Origin of the sequence: Kineococcus gypseus (assembly GCF_050871305.1) — a bacterium.
Taxonomy (GTDB): domain Bacteria; phylum Actinomycetota; class Actinomycetes; order Actinomycetales; family Kineococcaceae; genus Kineococcus; species Kineococcus gypseus.
This window is the reverse complement of record NZ_JBJLRD010000051.1, coordinates 15530-32179: the sequence shown is the minus strand read 5'-3', so window position 1 is coordinate 32179 and position 16650 is coordinate 15530. Positions and strand designations below refer to the sequence as shown.

Here is a 16650-nt window from a genome sequence, read left to right as displayed (position 1 = left end):
CGCCCGGCCCCGCCGCCCCCCCCCCCCCCCCCCCCCCCCCCCCCCCCCCCCCCCCCCCCCCCCCCCCCCCCCCCCCCCCCCCCCCCCCCCCCCCCCCCCCCCCCCCCCCCCCGAGGGGGAGGGGGCCGCCGTGCGCAGGGCCGGGCCGCTGACCGCCTCGGGCGCCGCGCTGCTGGTGCTGCTGGCCTGCACCCCGGCGCCGACGGCGCCGACGGGGCTCACGGGGGCGCGCCGGGCGGCGACGGCCCGTCCGCGCCGGCCGCCGACCCGCGGCTGCGCGCCGACCTGGAGCTGCTGGGCTCCGTGGACTGGGAGCAGCAGGGCCTGTTCACCTCCGGGCGCGTGAACGACTGGAGCTGCTGCCCCTCCCCGGCGCGCGCCCGCGCCGACGGGCACGACGTGCGCGTGCTGGGGGTGCGCGTCAGCGAGGAGTACCTGCAGGCGCGCGCCCTGGTCCTCTACAGCGAGGCGCGCGTGGGCGACGGCGAGCAGCTGGGCCTGGCGCTGCTGGAGGCGCGCGACGGGGAGGTCTCCCAGGTCGGCACGGGGCTGCTGCCCGCCACCAGCCCGCCGGAGGTCGAGCGGGCCTGGCGGCTGGAGGAGGTGCGGGCCGTGCCGCGCGCCGACGGGGTGGACCTGCACGTGCGCGGCACCTTCGACGGCGCGCCGGGCTCGCGGCGGGTGCGGGCGCTGCTGGGCGAGCGCACCTACGTCTTCCTGCCCGAGGGCGTGGACTGGCTGGAGCTGCAGCCCGACGCGGCCGGGCTGGCCGCCGCGCCCGCGGCGCCCGGGCCGGCGCCCGACGAGGACGCGCTCGTGGTGCTCCACGCCGAGCGCGCGGGCCCGCTCAGCGGGTGGCGGGCGGCGCCGCGCTGAGCCCGGCGCCCGCGGGCGGGCCCGCGAGGTGCCGATCGCCGCGCCGCCCGCCATGATCGGCGGCGATGGACGTTCGAGCAGCGGACGACTACCTCGTCGCCAGGGCCCGCGAGGGGTACCTGCCGGCCTTCGAGGAGCTGGTGCGCCGCCACCAGGTGCGCGCCTACACCCTCGCCGTGCGCATGCTCGGCGACGCCCGCGACGCCGAGGACGTCACGCAGGAGTCGTTCCTGCGGGCGTGGACGGCGCTGCCGTCCTTCCAGGGGCAGTCGTCCTTCCCCACCTGGCTGCACCGCATCGTCGTCAACCAGTGCCTGTCCCTGCAGCGGCGCCACCGCCCGGTGCCGGTGCCGGTGGACACCGAGGTGGCGGGCCCGGCGCGCACCGAGGAGGTGGTCGAGGCGGCGGCGAGGGACGATGCACTGCACGGCGCCGTGCTGGCCCTGCCGGAGGACCAGCGCGCCGCGCTGGTGCTGACCGCTTTCATGGACTGCACGTACGAGGAGGCCGCGGACGTCCTGCAGGTGGGCGTGAGCACGGTGCGCGGCCGGGTCGCCAGGGCCCGGCGGGCGCTGCTGGCCGGGATGGGGGGGTGGGCGTGAGCGAGCAGGGACCCCGCGACGCGCTGCCCGACGCGCTGCCGCCCGGGCCGGAGCAGGAGCTGCTGCCGTGCGGGCACCGCGTCGACGACCTGCTGGAGCAGGTCGCCGCCGGGCGCGGCGACGACCTCGACGCGCACCAGGCCACCTGCCCGCACTGCCGCGCGACGCTGACCGCGGCCTCGCGGCTGTGGAGCCGCGTGCGGGCGGTGGCCGCGCGCGAGGAGGTCCCCCCGCCCGGGCTGCTCGGCGCGGTCGTGGCCGCGGTGCGCGAGCTGGCCCGCGACCACTGGTACGTCGTCCTCCCCGGCGTGCGCGGCAGCACCCGCATCGCCGCGCGCGTGCTGGCCGACGTCGCCCAGCGCGCCGCCTCCCGGGTGCCGGGCGTGCGGGTGGTGCTGGGCCGGCACACCCGGCCCGTGGACGCCGAGCGCGCCCGGGTGGCCACCCGGCGCCAGGACGGGCCCGGCTCGGCCGTGGGCGTGGCCGGCGGGCACGCCAGCATCGACCTGGCGGTGGTCGTCGACTACGGCGCCTCGATCCCGGACGTGGCCGCGCGGGTGCGCGCCGCCGTGGCCGCCGACCTGCGGGAGGTGGCGTCGGTGAGCAGCACCGAGGTGAACGTCCACGTGGACGACGTGCTGCCCCCCGCCCCCTGAGGCGCTGCCGCCGCACCCGCACCGCCCCCGCGCCGTCCCCGCGCCGTCCCCGCGCCGTCCCCGGTGGGTGTGAGCACCGTCACGCCGCGCCCGCGTGAGGATCCGCCGCGCGCCGCGTCCAACCCTTCGACAGCAGTTCGCGGCTCCCGCGGCCCCGCGCCGCGCAGGACCCGCGACGTCACCCCCTCACGAGGAGAGCTTCAGCCATGAGCCAGCCCACCACCTCCACCAGCGGCAGCTCCCTGGTCACCGCCGCGAAGAGCGGCGCGCTGTCCACCACCCAGGGCGTCACCACGATCGCCGACCCGGTCGTCTCCAAGATCGCCGGCATCGCCACCCGCGAGGTCTCGGGCGTGCACGCCGTCGGCGGCGGCGCCGCGCGCGCCCTGGGCAACCTGCGCGAGCGCATCCCCGGCTCGAGCAAGAACGTCTCGCAGGGCATCTCCGTGGAGGTCGGCGAGACCCAGGCCGCCATCGACATCGACCTCGTCGCCGAGTACGGCGTCTCCATCGCCGACCTCGCCGCGAGCGTGCGCCGCAACATCATCTCCTCCGTCGAGCGCATGACGGGCCTGCAGGTCACCGAGGTCAACATCGCCGTCAACGACGTGCACCTGCCCGAGGACGACGCGGACGACGCCGACACCGCCGCGGTCGCCCGCCAGACCCGGGTCCAGTGACGAGCGGTCCGGCCCCCGCCCCCGGCGCGCGCTCCGCGGCGCCGGGGGCGGGGGAGCGGGCCGACGCGGTGCGGGCGGCCGTGCTGGCCGTCCCCGGCGTCGTCGGCCTGCACCCCGGCCGCCACGGCACCGTGGCGACGTACCTGCCCGGCCGGCGCGTCACCGGCGTCCGGCTGGGCGAGGACGGCGCCGAGGTGCACGTGGTCGTCGCCGCGGGCGCGGACCTGCGCGCCACCGCCGGCGCCGTGCACGCGGCCGCCTCGGCCGTCCTCGGCGCCCCCGTGCACGTCGTGCTCGCCGACCTGGCCGAGCCCACCCCCTGAGGCGGGGCGCCCCCCGCGCCCCCTCGTCCTGCGCGCCCCGCGCGTCCCCCGTCCCACCCCACACCCCGGGAGTCCTCCGTGTCCCAGTCCAGCGTCGGCATGCTCGCCGGTCTGCTGCTGGCCGTCGCCGCCGCGGTCGGCGGCTGGCCCGCCTTCCTGCTCGCCCTGCTGCTCGGCACCCTCGGCTTCCTCGCCGGCGCCCAGCTCTCCGGGCGCCTCGACCTGATCGGGCTGGTGTCCTCCCGTGGCCGTGGCTGAGGCCGCCCGCCCCGGCGCGCCGGTCGCGGTGCCGGGCCGCACGGCCCCGCGCGTGGTGGACCTCGCCGAGGCCGGCTCCCGCGGCTCGCTGACCGTCGCCGAGCAGGCGGTGCGCACGATCGTCCGCGCGGCCGCGCTCGGCGTGCGCGGCGTGGCCCCCGCCTCGGCCACCGCCGCGCGCGTGGCCGGCGCGCTGGGCCGCGACCTGCCCCGCGCGCACGTCGACCTCGCCGGCCACCGCGCCCGCGTGGAGGTCGAGGTGGCCTCGCTGTGGCCGCACCCGGCCGCCGAGGTCGCCGCCGGCGTGCGCGCGGAGGTCACCGCCCAGCTGCGCGACCTCGCGGCGGTCACCGCCGACTCGGTGTCCGTGACCGTCGCGCGCGTCGTGCGCACGGCGCACCCCTCCGGGCGCGTGCGGTGAGCGCCCCCGCGCTCGAGGAGCGCGCGCAGCCCCTGCGCCCGGCCGCCTCGCCCACGGGCAGCGGGCCGGTCGCCGTGGTCGGCCCCGTGCTCGCCCTGCTCACCGGCGCCCTGGGCGCCGTCCTGGTGCGCGACGCGGTCGTCGCCGCGCGCGGCACCGGCACCGCCTGGCTGGGCACCGCCACCGACGCCCTCGTCGGCGCGCGGCCGGCCGGGTGGCTGGTGCCCGCGGGCCTGGTCGTCGCCCTGCTGGGGCTGTGGCTGGTGGTGACGGCGCTGCGCCGGCGCACCCGCGACTCCCTGCCGCTGGGCGGGCGCGCGGGCGCGCACCTGCGCACCCGCGACGTCGCCCGGCTGGCCACCGGCGCCGCCGAGGGCGTCGACGGCGTCCTGGACGCGAGCAGCACCGCCACCCGCCGCCGCGTGCGGGTCTCGGTGACCACCACCGGCGCCGCCGGCACCGCCGACGCCGTCTCGGCGGCCGTCGCCGGCGCGCTGTCCGCCGTGACCCGGCCGCCGCGCGTGCTCGTGCGCGACACCACCCCCCGCGACCGGAAGGAGACCCGGTGACCCGCCGCGTGCTCGCCCTGGACCGGCTCGCCGCCCTCGTGGCCGGCCTCGTGCTCCTCGCCCTGGGCCTGGCGGCCGCCGCCTGGGGCGCCGGGCAGCTCCCCCGCCTCTGGCCGGCGGCCCCCGCCGAGCTGCGCCTGAGCACCGCCACTGACGCCTACGCGCAGTCCTGGTGGCCCCTGGCCTCCGGCGCGGCCGGCGCGGTGCTGGTGCTGCTCGCCCTGTGGTGGCTGCTGGCCCACCTGCCCCGCCGCGGGGTGCCGCACCTGCGCCTGCCCGGCTCGGACCGCACCGGCGCCCTGGCCGTGGACGGCGGCTCGGCCGTGCAGGCCGCCGCCGAGGAGGTCGCCGCGCTGCCGGGCGTGCGCTCGGCCGACGGCCGCCTCGTCCACGAGCGCGGGCACCTGCTGGCCGTGCTCACCGTCACCGCCGACCCGACCGCCGACCTGGCGGAGCTCGTGGACGGCGTCGAGCGCGTCAGCGGCGACCTGCGCCGGGTCCTGGGCCGCGACGACGTGCGCGGGCGGGTGCGCGTGCAGGTCGCCCGCAGGGCCCGCGCCGCCGCGCGCGCGGTCTGATCGTCCGTCACGCTCGGACGACGACCGGACCGGTCCCGGACCGGTCGACCGAGCGCGGAGGAGGACGACCGTGTGGGTGCTCCTGACCGGTGGCGTGCGCCGCTGGCTGCTGTTCACCGTCGCCGTGCCGCTGGGCGCGCGCGCCGCCCGCCGCCTGGCGGGGGCGCTCGACGCGCACGGGGGTGCCCCGAGGGGCGTCTCGCGGGCCCTGGTGCGCGCGGCGGCGCTCGCCGAGCGCTCGCGCAGGCCCGCCGGCCGCCTCAGCGCCCTGCGCGCGCTGCGGCGCCGCTGAGGGGGGCCGCTGAGCCGGGCCGCTGCGCGCGTCAGCGGGGAGCCGGCGCGGCGGGGGTCGCCAGCACGGCGGCCAGGGCGTCGAGCGCCCCGGGCACGAGGGCGAAGTAGGCCCACACCCCGCGCTTGTCGCGGGTCAGCAGCCCCGCCTCGACGAGCACCTTCAGGTGGTGCGAGACGGTGGGCTGGCTCAGGCCGAGGGGCTCGGTGAGGTCGCACGCGCACGCCTCGCCGCCCTCGTGCGCCGCCACCAGGGACAGCAGGCGCAGCCGCGCCGGGTCCGCGAGGGCCTTGAGCCTGCGGGCCAGGGTGGCGGCGGCCTCGGCGCTGAGGGGTTCACGGGTCAGCGGCGCGCAGCGGTCGGCACCCGCGCCCGGGGCGCACGGGTCGAGGGGTGTCGGGGTGGCCACGGTCCCAGCGTGGCACTCGACATCGACGTCTGTCTATATTGACGGACGTGGATACCTCTTGCCGGGACCGGCGCACGCCAGCAGGCCCGGCCCGGTGAGCGACCTCGTCGCCGAGGACCCCCGCGGCGGGGCCGACGCCCCGGTCCTGGCCCGCTTGTCCGTCCTGGACCGCTTCCTGCCGGTGTGGATCCTCGCCGCCATGGCGCTCGGCCTGCTGCTGGGGCGCCTGGTCCCCGGCCTGGACGACGCCCTGAGCGCCGTGGAGGTCGGCTCCGTCAGCCTGCCCATCGCGCTCGGGCTGCTGCTGATGATGTACCCGGTGCTGGCGAAGGTGCGTTACTCCGAGACCGCCCGCGTCGCCGCCGACCGCAGGCTGATGGTCTCGTCCCTGGTGCTCAACTGGGTGGTCGGCCCGGCGCTGATGTTCGCCCTGGCCTGGCTGCTGCTGCCGGACTCCCCGGAGCACCGCACCGGCCTGGTCGTCGTGGGACTGGCCCGCTGCATCGCCATGGTGCTCATCTGGAACGACCTGTCCTGCGGGGACCGCGAGGCCGCCGCCGTGCTGGTCGCGGTCAACTCGGTGTTCCAGATCCTCGCCTTCGCCGCGCTGGGCTGGTTCTACCTGCAGGTGCTGCCCGGCTGGCTCGGGCTGGAGACCACCTCGGCGGAGTTCTCCGTCGGCGCCATCGTCGTCTCGGTCCTGGTGTTCCTCGGGATCCCGCTGGCGGCGGGGTTCCTCACCCGCGTGCTGGGGGAGCGCGCCCGCGGCCGGGCCTGGTACGAGGGCGTCTTCCTGCCGAGGATCGGCCCGGTCGCCCTCCACGGGCTGCTGTTCACCATCGTGATGCTGTTCGCCCTGCAGGGGGAGGCCATCACCTCCCGGTTCGGCGACGTCGCGCGCATCGCGCTGCCCCTGCTGGCCTACTTCGTGATCATGTTCGCGGGCTCCTTCGCCCTGGGCAGGGCGATCGGGCTGAGCTACGCGAAGACCTCCACGCTGTCCTTCACCGCGACGGGCAACAACTTCGAGCTGGCCATCGCGGTGGCGATCGGCACCTTCGGCGTCACCTCCGGGCAGGCCCTGGCGGGGGTCGTCGGCCCGCTCATCGAGGTGCCGGTGCTGGTGGCCCTCGTCCACGTCGCCCTGTGGGCCGGGCGGCGCTTCTTCCCCGGTGACCCCACCGTCCCGGCCCGCTGACCACCCGCTCCCGCGGTGCTCCCACGGTGCTCCCACGGGGGCGCCGCGCCACCGCGGGTGGATGCTGAGGGCGGGGCCCGCCCCCGCACCGGACCGCCCGACCACCCGATCCACGACAAGGAGGCTCCTCGTGAGCGACAAGCCCAGTGTGATCTTCGTCTGCGTGCACAACGCCGGGCGCTCGCAGATGGCTGCGGGGTTCGCCGCCGCCCTGTCCGGCGGCGCCGTCGAGGTGCGCTCCGCCGGCTCGCTGCCCGCCGAGCGGATCAACCCCGTCGCCGTCGAGGCCATGCGCGAGGTCGGCATCGACATCACCGGCGAGCAGCCGAAGGTCCTCACCCCCGAGGCGGTGCAGGCCTCCGACGCCGTTGTCACCATGGGCTGCGGCGACGCGTGCCCCTTCTACCCGGGCAAGCGCTACGAGGACTGGGAGCTGACCGACCCCGCCGGGCAGGGGATCGAGGTCGTGCGGCAGGTGCGCGACGAGATCCGCGGCCGGGTGGAGGCCCTGCTGGCCGACCTGCTGCCCGCGGGCGCGCAAGGGGTGCGCGCGTGATCCCCACCGCCGGGCTCATCACCCTCGGGCAGAGCACCGGGGACCTCGAGGCGCAGGCCTTCGCCGGCGAGCGGGACGGCGGCGAGGAGCGGGTGCGCGACGTGGTCGTCGTCGGCTCCGGCCCCTCCGGCTACACCGCGGCGATCTACGCCGCCCGCGCCGGGCTGGAGCCCGTCGTGATCGCCGGCGCGGTCACCGCCGGCGGTGCGCTGGTGCAGACCACCGAGGTGGAGAACTTCCCCGGCTTCCCCGACGGCGTCATGGGCCCGGACCTCATGGACTCCATGCAGCGCCAGGCCGAGCGCTTCGGCGCCGACCTCGTCTTCGACGACGCCGTCGAGCTGGACCTGACCGGGCCCGTGAAGGTCGTGCGCGACCGCACCGGGCGCACCTACCGCTCGCGCGCGGTCGTCCTGGCCACGGGTTCGGGCTACCGGCGCCTGGACGTGCCCGGCGAGGAGCGCCTGACCGGGCACGGGGTGTCCTGGTGCGCCACCTGCGACGGGTTCTTCTTCCGCGGCAAGGACGTCGTCGTCGTCGGCGGCGGGGACTCCGCCGTGGAGGAGGCCACCTTCCTGACCCGCTTCGCCAGCTCGGTCACGCTGGTGCACCGGCGCGACACGCTGCGGGCCTCGAAGATCATGGCCGAGCGGGCGGCGGCGGACCCGCGGATCACCTTCGCGTGGAACAGCGAGGTCGTCGAGGTCCTCGGCGAGGAGAAGGTCGAGGCCGTCACCCTGCGCGACAGCCGCAGCGGCGAGCAGCGCCGGCTGGAGACGGCCGGGGTGTTCATCGCCATCGGCCACGACCCGCGCAGCGAGCTGCTGAAGGGCCAGGTGCGCACCGACTCCGAGGGGTACGTGCTGGTGGACTCGCCCACCACGCACACCAACCTGCCCGGCGTCTTCGCCTGCGGGGACCTGGTGGACTCGCGCTACCGCCAGGCCATCACCGCCTCGGGCACCGGGTGCGCCGCGGCCCTGGACGCCGAGCGGTACCTGACGAGCCTGGCCGACGCCCGGCTGACCGGCGACGCCGTGCAGGCCGCCGTCGGCTGAGCGCTCCCGGGCCGGCCGCCGGGCGGCCGGCCCGGGGGAGCCGGGCGCGCCCTACGGGGCCGCGGTGCCCGGCAGGAGGCACCAGGCGTGCACGCCGCCCGGGCGCGCCTCCCAGCCCCACGAGGACGACAGCGCCGACAGCAGCGCCTCGGAGTGCTCGTGCAGGTGCAGCAGCGAGGGGCCGCGCAGGTCCACGCCCAGGCGCAGCCCCCCGTCGGCCTCGCCGACCTGCACCGCGGTGGGCTCCACCTCGCCCTCGGGACCGCCGAGCAGCTCGGCCACGGCCAGGGCGGCGTCGTCGCCGCGCTCCTCCAGCCCGCACTGCTGAGCGGCCAGGCGCACGAACCGCCGCGCCTGCTGCTGCGCGGCCCCGTCGAGCAGCCGCAGGTCGATGACCCCACCGGTCGCGCCGTCCACTCCCGACCACTCTCCCGCACACGGAGGCGAGGACGCCCCGCGGTTGGACGGTCCGTGAGGAAGGTACCCGGCGCAACCGTCGTCGACACCTCCTGGCCCGCACCCCTGGACAGCTCCGGTGCAACCGTGGTTGCATCAGCGGCGTGCCGGAGGGGGAGCGGAGCGCCGGGAGCACCGGGGAGTGGGTGCTGCTGAGCTACCGCCTGCCGCGCGAGCCCTCCACCCCGCGGATCGCGCTGTGGCGCAAGCTCAAGCGCTGCGGGGTCGCGCAGCTGGGCGACGGCCTGGTGGCCCTGCCGGCCGACGCGCGCACCCGCGAGCAGCTGGAGTGGATCGCCGAGGAGGTCGTCGAGGCCGCCGGCACCGCCGGGGTCTGGCTGGCCCGCCCGGCCGGCGCGGCGCAGGAGCGGGCCCTGGCGCAGCAGATGGCCGACGCGCGCGCCGAGGAGTACGCCGCCCTGGCCGCCGACGCCCGCGAGGCCCTGGGCGCGCCCGGCGCCGAGCGGGTCCGGGCGCTGCGCCGGCTGCGCACCCGCTGGCGCGAGACCACCCGCCGCGACTTCTTCCCGCCGCCGCAGCGCGAGGCCGCCGCCGCGGCGCTGCGCGAGCTGGGCGACGCCGTGCAGGACGGTGCCGCGCAGGACGGTGCGGTGCAGGACGGTGCCGTGCAGGACGGCGCGGTGCAGGGGGTGGGCGCGTGAGGTGGGCCACCCGCTCCGGGGTGCACATCGACCGCGCCGCCTGCGCCTGGCTGATCCGCCGCTTCCTCGACCCCGCGGCCGAGTTCGTCTTCGTCGCCGACCCGGCCGACCTGCCCGCCGACGCCACGCCGTTCGACGTGCGCGGGGTGGAGCTGGGCCACCACGGCGGCGACTGCACCTTCGAGACGGTCCTGCGCCGCCACGAGCTGACCGACCCGGTGCTGTGGCGCATCGCCGAGGCCGTGCACGAGGCGGACCTCGACGACGGCCGCTTCGACGCCCCCGAGGCCCCCGGCCTGGACGTGCTGCTGCGCGGGCTGTCCCTGACCGGCGACGACGAGCGCACCCTGGCCGTGAGCGGGCCGCTCTTCGACGGCCTGTACGAGTTCCACCGCCGCGCGCTGCTGCTGGGCCGTGAACCCGCCTGACGCGCCCGGCGCCCCCTCGAAACCGCCGGCCCGGCCCCGAGGCCCCGAGACCCCCGAGGACCCGATGACCACCGACGACGCCCTCCGCCCGCCGCGACCGCCCGCCGCCGGCCGGCGCGACCTGGTGCCCTTCCGCGAGGCGGTGCGCACCTGGTTCGCCATCTCCCTGCAGACCTTCGGCGGCCCGGCCGGGCAGATCGCCGTCATGCAGCGCGCCCTGGTGGACGAGAAGCGCTGGATCGGCCAGCAGCGGTTCCTGCACGCCCTGAACTACTGCATGCTCCTGCCCGGCCCGGAGGCCCAGCAGCTGGCGATCTACACCGGCTGGCTGCTCAACGGCGTGCGCGGCGGCCTGGTCGCCGGGACCCTGTTCGTCCTGCCCGGCGTCGTGGCGCTGCTGGCGCTGTCCGTGCTCTACGCCGCCGCCGGCGACACCGAGTTCGTGACCGGGCTGTTCGCCGGCCTGGCCCCGGCGGTGCTGGCGGTCGTCGTGCAGGCGGTGGTCCGGGTCGGCCGGCGCGCCCTGGCCCACCGCGTGCTGGTGGCCCTGGCGGTGGGCGCGTTCGTGGCGCTGGCCGCCTTCGGCGCGCCCTTCCCGCTCGTCATCGCCGTGGCCGCCCTGGCCGGCTGGGTGGTGCACCGGCGCGCCCCCCACGTGCTCGCCGGCGCCGGCGGCGGCCACGGCGGCGGGGGCGGCGGGCCCGCGCCCGTCGTGCCCGACGACGTGCTGCACACCGAGCGGCCCTCCACCGCCCGCGCCCTGAGGGTCCTCGCGATCGGGCTGGTGCTGTGGGCGGTGCCGGTGGTGGCGGTCGCCCTGCTCACCGGGGCGGGCAGCACCCTGACGCAGCAGGGGTTGTTCTTCTCCGGCACCGCGCTGGTCACCTTCGGCGGCGCCTACGCCGTGCTCGCCTTCGTCGCCCAGCAGGCCGTCGAGCGCTACCACTGGCTGGCCCCGGGGGAGATGGTGCGCGGCCTGGCGCTGGCCGAGACCACCCCGGGCCCGCTCATCATGGTCGTGCAGTTCGTGGCGTTCCTGGGCGCCTACCGCGACCCGGGCGCCCTGGACCCGTGGGTCGCCGCGGTGCTCGCCTCGCTGCTGACCACCTGGGTCACCTTCGTGCCCTGCTTCCTGTTCATCTTCCTCGGCGCCCCGTACGTGGAACGCCTGCGCGCCAACAGGTCCCTCTCGGCGGCGCTGACCGGCATCACCGCCGCCGTCGTCGGCGTCATCGCGAACCTCGCCCTCTACTTCGCGCTGCACACGCTGTTCGCCGACACCACCGCGTGGAGCGCGGGACCGGTGCACCTGGAACTGCCGGTGCTCACCTCGCTGCGCTGGACGGCGCTCGCCATCGCCGCCGCGGCCGCCGTCATGGTGTTCCGCCTGAAGTGGTCGGTGCTGCGCACCCTGGGCGCGTGCGCGCTGCTCGGGCTGGCCACCACGCTGCTCGGGTGAACCGGGCCCGCCCCGGGCGGGCGGCCCTCAGGCGGTGATCCTCGGCCGCTCGGCGTCGCCGGCGGCAAGGCCCGCGCCGTCGGCGAGGGCGGCCAGCGCGCGGCACTCGCCCGCCACGTCCGAGCGCCCGCCGAGCACGCCGTAGAGGTCGAAGCGCGAGAACAGGTCGTGCGCGTGCCCCGGCAGCGCGGCCACCCGCAACCGCCCGCCGCGCTCGCGCGCGCGCCGGGTCAGGGAGACCAGCACGCCCAGGGCGCGGCAGTCCAGGAACGACACCGACGACAGGTCCACGACGACGGCGGGGGCGGTGCTCAGGGCCCTGGTGGTCTCGGCCACCAGGAGGGGGGCGGTCCCGCCGTCGAGCTCGCCGTCGGGGACCACGACGGCGACGGTGCCGATCCGGCGGGATTCGACGCGGAAGGTGCGGGGGTCGTGAGGGATCACGATCGCTCCGGTGGGTGCGGAGGTGCGGCCCGCTGATGGACGCCGGTCGAGGGTAACCCCGCGGCGCGCGGGGCGGAAGCGCGCGGACCCCGCGCCGACCCCCTCGCGACGGGCTGCGCGAGCGCGGGCGGGGCCCTGCCGGGGGTCCGTCGAGGTCGTGGCGCGCCCCTGACGCGGCCGTGGCCGCGGGTCCGGGCGCCGTGGTAATCCTCGGTGCGCCGCGGCACCGGGAGGGGACGCCGCGGTCGGGCGGTCCCGGGGCGCAGGGACGCACCTCAGGACCGCTCCGCCCGCGCGCTCAGCCGCGCTCGACGGGCGCGTCGACGAGGCTGCCGTACTCGGCCCAGCCGCCCACGTAGTGCCGCACCGCCGGGTGCCCCACCAGTTCCGCCAGCGCGAACCACAGCAGCGCGCTGCGCTCGGCCAGCCGGCAGTACACGACCACCTCGGAGTCCGCCCGCAGGCCGCGGGAGGCGAACAGCTCCTCCAGCTGCCGGCGCGCCCGGAACGTGCCGTCGTCCTCGAGCACGAGGCCGGAGGGCAGGTTCCGCGAACCGGGCACGTGCCCGCTGACGCGGTGGCGCTCGGCGGCCACGTCGAGCTGGTGGTACCCGTCGCCGCGGTGCTCCGCGGGGCTGCGGCAGTCCAGCACCAGCGCCGGCGGCGGGGCGTCGACGAAGCGGGCCAGCACCTCGTCGCGGCCCACGACGAGGGGGTCGCGCACCGACTCGCTGACGTAGGGCGGCACCCCGGGGTCGTCCGGCCAGCGCGGCCAGCGCGGCACCTCTGGGGTCGTGGGGTGCCCGGCCGCGCGCCAGGCCCGCAACCCCCCGTCCAGCAGGCTCAGGCGCCGGTGCCCGTAGCGGCGCATGAGCCAGAGGGCGAAGGCGGCGTGCGTGGGATCGCCGGCGGAGTACAGCACCACGTGGTCCTCGCGGCGCACCCCCTTGGCGCGCATCACCGCCTCGAACGCCTCCCGGTGCACCGGCCCGCGCCGCACCTGCTGGTGCAGCTCGTCGAACGTGTCCACCGGGCGCGCCCCGGGCAGGTGGGCCTCGTAGTACGAGCTGGAGTCGTCGTCCACCTGCAGCAGCACCACCTCCCCGCGGTGCGCCCGCAGCCACGCCACGTCCACCAGCGGCGCGGCCGCGGCGGCGGGCAGGGCGACCGGCCCCGGCCAGCCGGCCGGCCAGCCCGCCCGGCCCGCCCGGCCCCCGCCGGGCTCCTCGCGCGCGCCCCGCCGGGTCGTCACCGCCGCTCACCCCGCCCTCGCGGGTCCTGCGGGCGGTGCGCGCCGTCCACCGGTCCCGGCACCCGCGCCGGGTCGTGCCGCTGCTCGTCGTGCAGCAGCCCCCAGCGCTGCGCGCGCAGCAGCGCCTCGGTGCGGTTCGCCGCCCCCAGCCGGCGGTACAGCGCCGCCATGTCGCGGTAGACCGCCGCCTCGTCGCGACCCTCGGCCCGCGCCAGCGCCGCGGCCGTCCCGCCCGCCGCCAGGGCGCGCAGCCACCCGTGCTCGCGGGGCGGCAGGTGCGGCACCTGCACCGGCACCACCGGCGGCCGTGCGGCGCCGCCCACGCCGTCCACGCCGTCCACGCCGTCCACGCCGTCCACGCCGTCCACGCCGTCCACTCCGACGAGGGCGTGCACCGCGGGGCCGGGCAGCAGGCACCAGCCCTCCGCGGCCGCCTGCACCACCCGCACCGCCAGGTCCAGGGGCGTGCCGAGCCCGAGCACGCCCAGCGCCCCGCACGACAGGGCGGCGTGCACCTCCTGCGGCGTCACCACCGGCACCACCCGCACGAGCGCGGGCCGCGCACCGCCGTCCCGCGCACCGGTCCCCGTGCCCGTGGTGACCAGGACGCGCGCCCGCAGCGCGCCGGGGGAGCCGTCCCCGGGTGGGCCGTCCCCGGGGGGGTCGTCCCCGGGTGGGCCGTCGACCTGGTCGAGCGGCACGTGCACCGTGCGGCCGACGCCCGCCGCGCGCAGCGCGGCCACGAGCGCGGCGCCGTGGTCGGCGGTCAGCCCCGCGACCACGACGTCGTGCTCGCGCACCGGTCGCCGGTCCAGCGGTCGTCCCTCCACGCAGGAGCACCCCCCGGGCACCGGGCGGCCCGCGGCGCTGCCGCACGGCCACCGTCCCGCTCGCGCCGCTGCTGGACGCGGTCCCGCTCGTCGCGGCGCTGCCGGGGCGCGCGGCGACAGGGAGAGACAAGCACGTCCGGGCCCGCGGCGCCCGCCGGGGCGTCCGCTCAGCCGCGCGCCGCGCCCCAGGCCGCCACCCGATCCCCGCCCCGGCGCTCCCCGCGGTCCGCGTGCTCCCCGGGGTCCCGGTGCCGGTGGACGCGGTTCTTGCCCGCCCGCTTGGCCTCGTACATCGCGGCGTCGGCGCGGTCGAGCACCACGGCGGCGTCGTCACCGGGCGCGGCCGAGACGGCGCCGATGCTCACGCCGACGCCGAAGGCGCCCGCGGGCAGCAGCACCGGCTCGCGCAGCGCGGCCAGCAGCCGCCGGGCGACCGCGTCCAGGTGCGGGTCGGCGCTCAGCGACGGGCGCACGACGGCGAACTCGTCACCGCCCAGGCGGGCCAGGGTGTCGCCCGGGCGCAGGCACGCGGAGAAGCGGGCGGCCACCTCGCGCAGCAGCTCGTCGCCGGCGGCGTGCCCGGCGGAGTCGTTGACGGCCTTGAAGCCGTCCAGGTCGCAGAACAGCACGCCCACGCGGTCCCCCTCGCGCCCGGCCGCGGCCAGGGCGTGGGTCAGGCGGTCGTGCAGCAGGGTGCGGTTGGGCAGCCCGGTCAGCGCGTCGTGCAGCGCCTGGTGGCGCAGCGCGTCCTCGGCCGCGCGGCGGGCGGTGACGTCCTCGATCAGGCACAGCAGCTGCGGCTCGCCCGCCTCGCTGGTGGCCATGGCGGTGGCCGTCAGCAGGCCCCGGCGGGTGCTGCCGTCGGCGTGCCGGTAGCGCTTCTCGACCCGCGCCTCGGTCGCCGTGCCGTCCAGGAACGGCGCGAAGGAGACGACGCACTCGGCGCGGTCGTCCGGGTGGGTCAGGTCGTGGAAGTCGCGGGTCAGCAGCTCCGCCTCGCTCAGGCCGGTGAACTCGCACAGCGTGGTGTTCACCTGCAGCAGCTGCGCCGCGTCCGCGCCGGCGAGCCCGACGATCATCATGCCCACCGGGGCGGTGTCGAAGGCGGTGCGGAAGCGCTGCTCGGAGGCGGCCAGGCGCGCCAGGGCGGCGCGCTCGGCGCCCACGTCGCGCGCGGAGAGCACCACGCCACCGGCCCAGGCGTCCCCGGCGGCCGCGGGCAGGGGGTGGGCGCTCAGGCTCAGCAGGCGCCCGCCGGGCACCGCGGGGGTGCTCACCAGCACGTCGACGTCCTGCACCGCCTCCCCGCGCAGGGCCCGCGCGACGGGCAGGTCGTGCGGGGCCCACGCACCGCCGCCGGGGCGGGAGAACGTGAAGCGGGTGTGCCAGCGCTCCTGCGGCAGGCCGTCGGGCAGGTCGGGGAAGAGGTGGCGGGCGGCGGGGTTGCGCAGCCGCGCCGCCCCGCGCGCGTCGTACACGCTCAGCCCGTCGCGGGTGGTCTCGAAGACCGCGCCCAGCAGCGCCGCCTGCTCGGCCGCGCGCCGCTGCGCCTCGCGCAGCCCGCGCACGAGCGCGTCGCGCTCGTCGCGGTGCAGCGCCAGCACCAGCGCGACCAGCGCGGCGACGGTGACGAACGCCTGCGCCAGCAGCACCCGGGTGGCCGGCGGGCCCACGGCGAACGGCCCGCGCCCGGCCACGGTCAGCACCACCACCCACAGCCCCAGCAGCAGCACGTGCGCGGCGGTGGTCGTGGTGTGGAAGCGCAGCGCGATCCACATGCTCAGCGGCAGCAGCGTGAAGGCCACCGGCAGGTGCACCGCCTGGCCGAAGACGGCCGTGTAGCCCACCCCCAGGGCCAGCGCCGCGGCGACGACCTCGGCGGCGGGGCGCCGGCCCCGCCGCAGCGGCGGCGGCAGGTGCCGGTCCGCCAGGCGCAGGGCGAGGGCGGCGAAGACGAACGTGCCCACGGCGTTGCGCAGCAGCCACGCGCCGGCCGCCGGCAGCCACGGCGCCCCGGTGAACGCCCACAGCGCCAGCGGCCCGGTGCACGCCGCCAGCAGCGCACCGGCCGTCGAGGCCAGCACGAGGGCGCCGAGGTCCCCCGGGCGGCGCAGGCGCCACGGCTCCAGCCCGGCGCGCACCTGCAGCCGGTGCATCACCGCGGCCCCGGCCACCGCCTGCAGCCCGTTGGCCAGCGCGAACGCCGCGCCCAGCACCGCGCCGGTGCCGGTGAGGGCGTTGAGCACCCCGGACAGCAGCGTCAGCGCCGCGGCCGCGCCCACCCGGTGCCGGCGGCCGTGGAGGCGGGTGTCCCAGCACCAGCCCAGCCACAGGAACCCCACTGCCGCCGCCGGCCAGACCAGCGCCAGCGTCGAGCCCGGCATCCGGGTGGCGCGCCCGGCCAGCACCGCGAGCGCGTACACCGCCGCGAGGAGCAGGTGGGTGAGCAGGCGGTGGCGCCGGGACCACGAGCGCTCGGGCCCGGACGGCCCGCGCTCCGGCGCGAGCACCGGTCCGGCCGTCGCGGGGGTGTCCACGCTCCCGCATCGGCACCGCGCGCCCGGCACTTGATCCCCCGCCCGCGCCCCGTGCCCGCGGGCGCGGCGTCGGCGTCGGCGTCCCGACCCCCTCCGGGGGGAGCCG

At 78.5% G+C, this 16650-nt stretch carries 22 protein-coding genes; 16 read left to right on the top strand and 6 right to left on the bottom strand.

Going from position 1 to position 16650, the window contains the following annotated elements:
• Positions 1 to 303: 303 nt before the first annotated feature.
• The 10 genes from ACRYMN_RS17040 to ACRYMN_RS16995 all read left to right on the top strand — a co-directional run bounded on the left by ACRYMN_RS17040 (position 304) and on the right by ACRYMN_RS16995 (position 5255).
• Complete coding sequence (locus ACRYMN_RS17040; protein WP_432497607.1) at positions 304 to 876, top strand: hypothetical protein; 573 nt, start codon at positions 304 to 306, stop codon at positions 874 to 876.
• A gap of 65 nt (positions 877 to 941) precedes the next feature.
• Positions 942 to 1478, top strand: a complete 537-nt coding sequence (locus ACRYMN_RS17035; RefSeq protein WP_432497604.1) for an RNA polymerase sigma factor — start codon at positions 942 to 944, stop codon at positions 1476 to 1478.
• A complete protein-coding gene (locus tag ACRYMN_RS17030) occupies positions 1475 to 2134 on the top strand; it encodes an Asp23/Gls24 family envelope stress response protein (protein ID WP_432497601.1) in 660 nt (219 codons plus the stop codon). The genes ACRYMN_RS17035 and ACRYMN_RS17030 overlap by 4 nt, the downstream gene beginning before the upstream one ends.
• A 206-nt stretch (positions 2135 to 2340) precedes the next feature.
• The gene (locus ACRYMN_RS17025; protein ID WP_432497599.1) at positions 2341 to 2814 is read left to right on the top strand and encodes an Asp23/Gls24 family envelope stress response protein; all 474 of its coding nucleotides are present in this window, start codon (positions 2341 to 2343) and stop codon (positions 2812 to 2814) included.
• On the top strand, positions 2811 to 3137 hold the full coding sequence (locus ACRYMN_RS17020) for a hypothetical protein (protein ID WP_432497596.1): 327 nt from the start codon (positions 2811 to 2813) through the stop codon (positions 3135 to 3137). The genes ACRYMN_RS17025 and ACRYMN_RS17020 overlap by 4 nt, the downstream gene beginning before the upstream one ends.
• Before the next feature lie 78 nt (positions 3138 to 3215).
• The gene (locus ACRYMN_RS17015) at positions 3216 to 3395 is read left to right on the top strand and encodes a hypothetical protein (protein ID WP_432497593.1); all 180 of its coding nucleotides are present in this window, start codon (positions 3216 to 3218) and stop codon (positions 3393 to 3395) included.
• Entirely contained in the window at positions 3388 to 3816 is a 429-nt protein-coding gene (locus ACRYMN_RS17010) for an Asp23/Gls24 family envelope stress response protein (RefSeq protein ID WP_432497591.1), read from the top strand. Before ACRYMN_RS17015 ends, ACRYMN_RS17010 begins: the two co-directional genes overlap by 8 nt.
• On the top strand, positions 3813 to 4385 hold the full coding sequence (locus tag ACRYMN_RS17005) for a DUF6286 domain-containing protein (protein WP_432497589.1): 573 nt from the start codon (positions 3813 to 3815) through the stop codon (positions 4383 to 4385). The genes ACRYMN_RS17010 and ACRYMN_RS17005 overlap by 4 nt, the downstream gene beginning before the upstream one ends.
• Complete coding sequence (locus ACRYMN_RS17000) at positions 4382 to 4963, top strand: hypothetical protein (RefSeq protein WP_432497586.1); 582 nt, start codon at positions 4382 to 4384, stop codon at positions 4961 to 4963. The genes ACRYMN_RS17005 and ACRYMN_RS17000 overlap by 4 nt, the downstream gene beginning before the upstream one ends.
• Positions 4964 to 5033: 70 nt before the next feature.
• Positions 5034 to 5255: a hypothetical protein gene (locus tag ACRYMN_RS16995; RefSeq protein WP_432497584.1), complete on the top strand. Its 222-nt coding sequence runs from the start codon at positions 5034 to 5036 to the stop codon at positions 5253 to 5255.
• Positions 5256 to 5286: 31 nt separating this feature from the next.
• Here ACRYMN_RS16995 and ACRYMN_RS16990 read toward each other — a convergent pair whose 3' ends face one another.
• Positions 5287 to 5664, bottom strand: a complete 378-nt coding sequence (locus ACRYMN_RS16990) for an ArsR/SmtB family transcription factor (RefSeq protein WP_432497583.1) — start codon at positions 5662 to 5664, stop codon at positions 5287 to 5289.
• A 94-nt stretch (positions 5665 to 5758) separates the two neighbouring features.
• On the opposite strand from ACRYMN_RS16990, the gene arsB reads away from it, so the two are divergent.
• From arsB to trxB, 3 genes are all read left to right on the top strand, one after another.
• Positions 5759 to 6862, top strand: coding sequence for an ACR3 family arsenite efflux transporter (arsB, locus tag ACRYMN_RS16985; RefSeq protein WP_432497580.1), 1104 nt, complete (start codon positions 5759 to 5761; stop codon positions 6860 to 6862).
• Positions 6863 to 6992: 130 nt separating this feature from the next.
• Positions 6993 to 7418: an arsenate reductase ArsC gene (locus ACRYMN_RS16980; RefSeq protein WP_432497577.1), complete on the top strand. Its 426-nt coding sequence runs from the start codon at positions 6993 to 6995 to the stop codon at positions 7416 to 7418.
• A 92-nt stretch (positions 7419 to 7510) separates the two neighbouring features.
• Positions 7511 to 8476: a thioredoxin-disulfide reductase gene (gene trxB, locus ACRYMN_RS16975; protein WP_432497613.1), complete on the top strand. Its 966-nt coding sequence runs from the start codon at positions 7511 to 7513 to the stop codon at positions 8474 to 8476.
• A 51-nt stretch (positions 8477 to 8527) separates the two neighbouring features.
• Here trxB and ACRYMN_RS16970 read toward each other — a convergent pair whose 3' ends face one another.
• The gene (locus ACRYMN_RS16970; RefSeq protein WP_432497575.1) at positions 8528 to 8893 is read right to left on the bottom strand and encodes a hypothetical protein; all 366 of its coding nucleotides are present in this window, start codon (positions 8891 to 8893) and stop codon (positions 8528 to 8530) included.
• Positions 8894 to 9036: 143 nt separating this feature from the next.
• On the opposite strand from ACRYMN_RS16970, the gene ACRYMN_RS16965 reads away from it, so the two are divergent.
• The 3 genes from ACRYMN_RS16965 (at position 9037) to chrA (ending at position 11481) form a co-directional block, all read left to right on the top strand.
• Positions 9037 to 9594: a Chromate resistance protein ChrB gene (locus ACRYMN_RS16965; RefSeq protein WP_432497573.1), complete on the top strand. Its 558-nt coding sequence runs from the start codon at positions 9037 to 9039 to the stop codon at positions 9592 to 9594.
• Positions 9591 to 10022 carry a chromate resistance protein ChrB domain-containing protein gene (locus ACRYMN_RS16960; protein WP_432497571.1) on the top strand — a complete coding sequence of 144 codons (432 nt, stop codon included), beginning with the start codon at positions 9591 to 9593 and terminating at the stop codon, positions 10020 to 10022. Before ACRYMN_RS16965 ends, ACRYMN_RS16960 begins: the two co-directional genes overlap by 4 nt.
• 64 nt (positions 10023 to 10086) lie before the next feature.
• Positions 10087 to 11481, top strand: coding sequence for a chromate efflux transporter (gene chrA / locus ACRYMN_RS16955; RefSeq protein WP_432497569.1), 1395 nt, complete (start codon positions 10087 to 10089; stop codon positions 11479 to 11481).
• A 27-nt stretch (positions 11482 to 11508) separates the two neighbouring features.
• Here chrA and ACRYMN_RS16950 read toward each other — a convergent pair whose 3' ends face one another.
• From ACRYMN_RS16950 to ACRYMN_RS16935, 4 genes are all read right to left on the bottom strand, one after another.
• A complete protein-coding gene (locus ACRYMN_RS16950; protein WP_432497567.1) occupies positions 11509 to 11925 on the bottom strand; it encodes an STAS domain-containing protein in 417 nt (138 codons plus the stop codon).
• A 298-nt stretch (positions 11926 to 12223) separates the two neighbouring features.
• Complete coding sequence (locus ACRYMN_RS16945) at positions 12224 to 13177, bottom strand: sulfurtransferase (RefSeq protein ID WP_432497564.1); 954 nt, start codon at positions 13175 to 13177, stop codon at positions 12224 to 12226.
• Positions 13174 to 14007: a hypothetical protein gene (locus ACRYMN_RS16940; protein ID WP_432497562.1), complete on the bottom strand. Its 834-nt coding sequence runs from the start codon at positions 14005 to 14007 to the stop codon at positions 13174 to 13176. The genes ACRYMN_RS16945 and ACRYMN_RS16940 overlap by 4 nt, the downstream gene beginning before the upstream one ends.
• 167 nt (positions 14008 to 14174) lie before the next feature.
• Positions 14175 to 16544: a diguanylate cyclase domain-containing protein gene (locus ACRYMN_RS16935; protein WP_432497560.1), complete on the bottom strand. Its 2370-nt coding sequence runs from the start codon at positions 16542 to 16544 to the stop codon at positions 14175 to 14177.
• Positions 16545 to 16650: the final 106 nt, after the last annotated feature.

Bases quoted from the DNA above. Each gene is read 5' to 3' on its own strand.
- ACRYMN_RS17035 (WP_432497604.1), top strand. From the start codon at position 942: ATGGACGTTCGAGCAGCGGACGACTACCTCGTCGCCAGGGCCCGCGAG.
- ACRYMN_RS17025 (WP_432497599.1), top strand. From the start codon at position 2,341: ATGAGCCAGCCCACCACCTCCACCAGCGGCAGCTCCCTGGTCACCGCC.
- chrA (WP_432497569.1), top strand. From the start codon at position 10,087: ATGACCACCGACGACGCCCTCCGCCCGCCGCGACCGCCCGCCGCCGGC.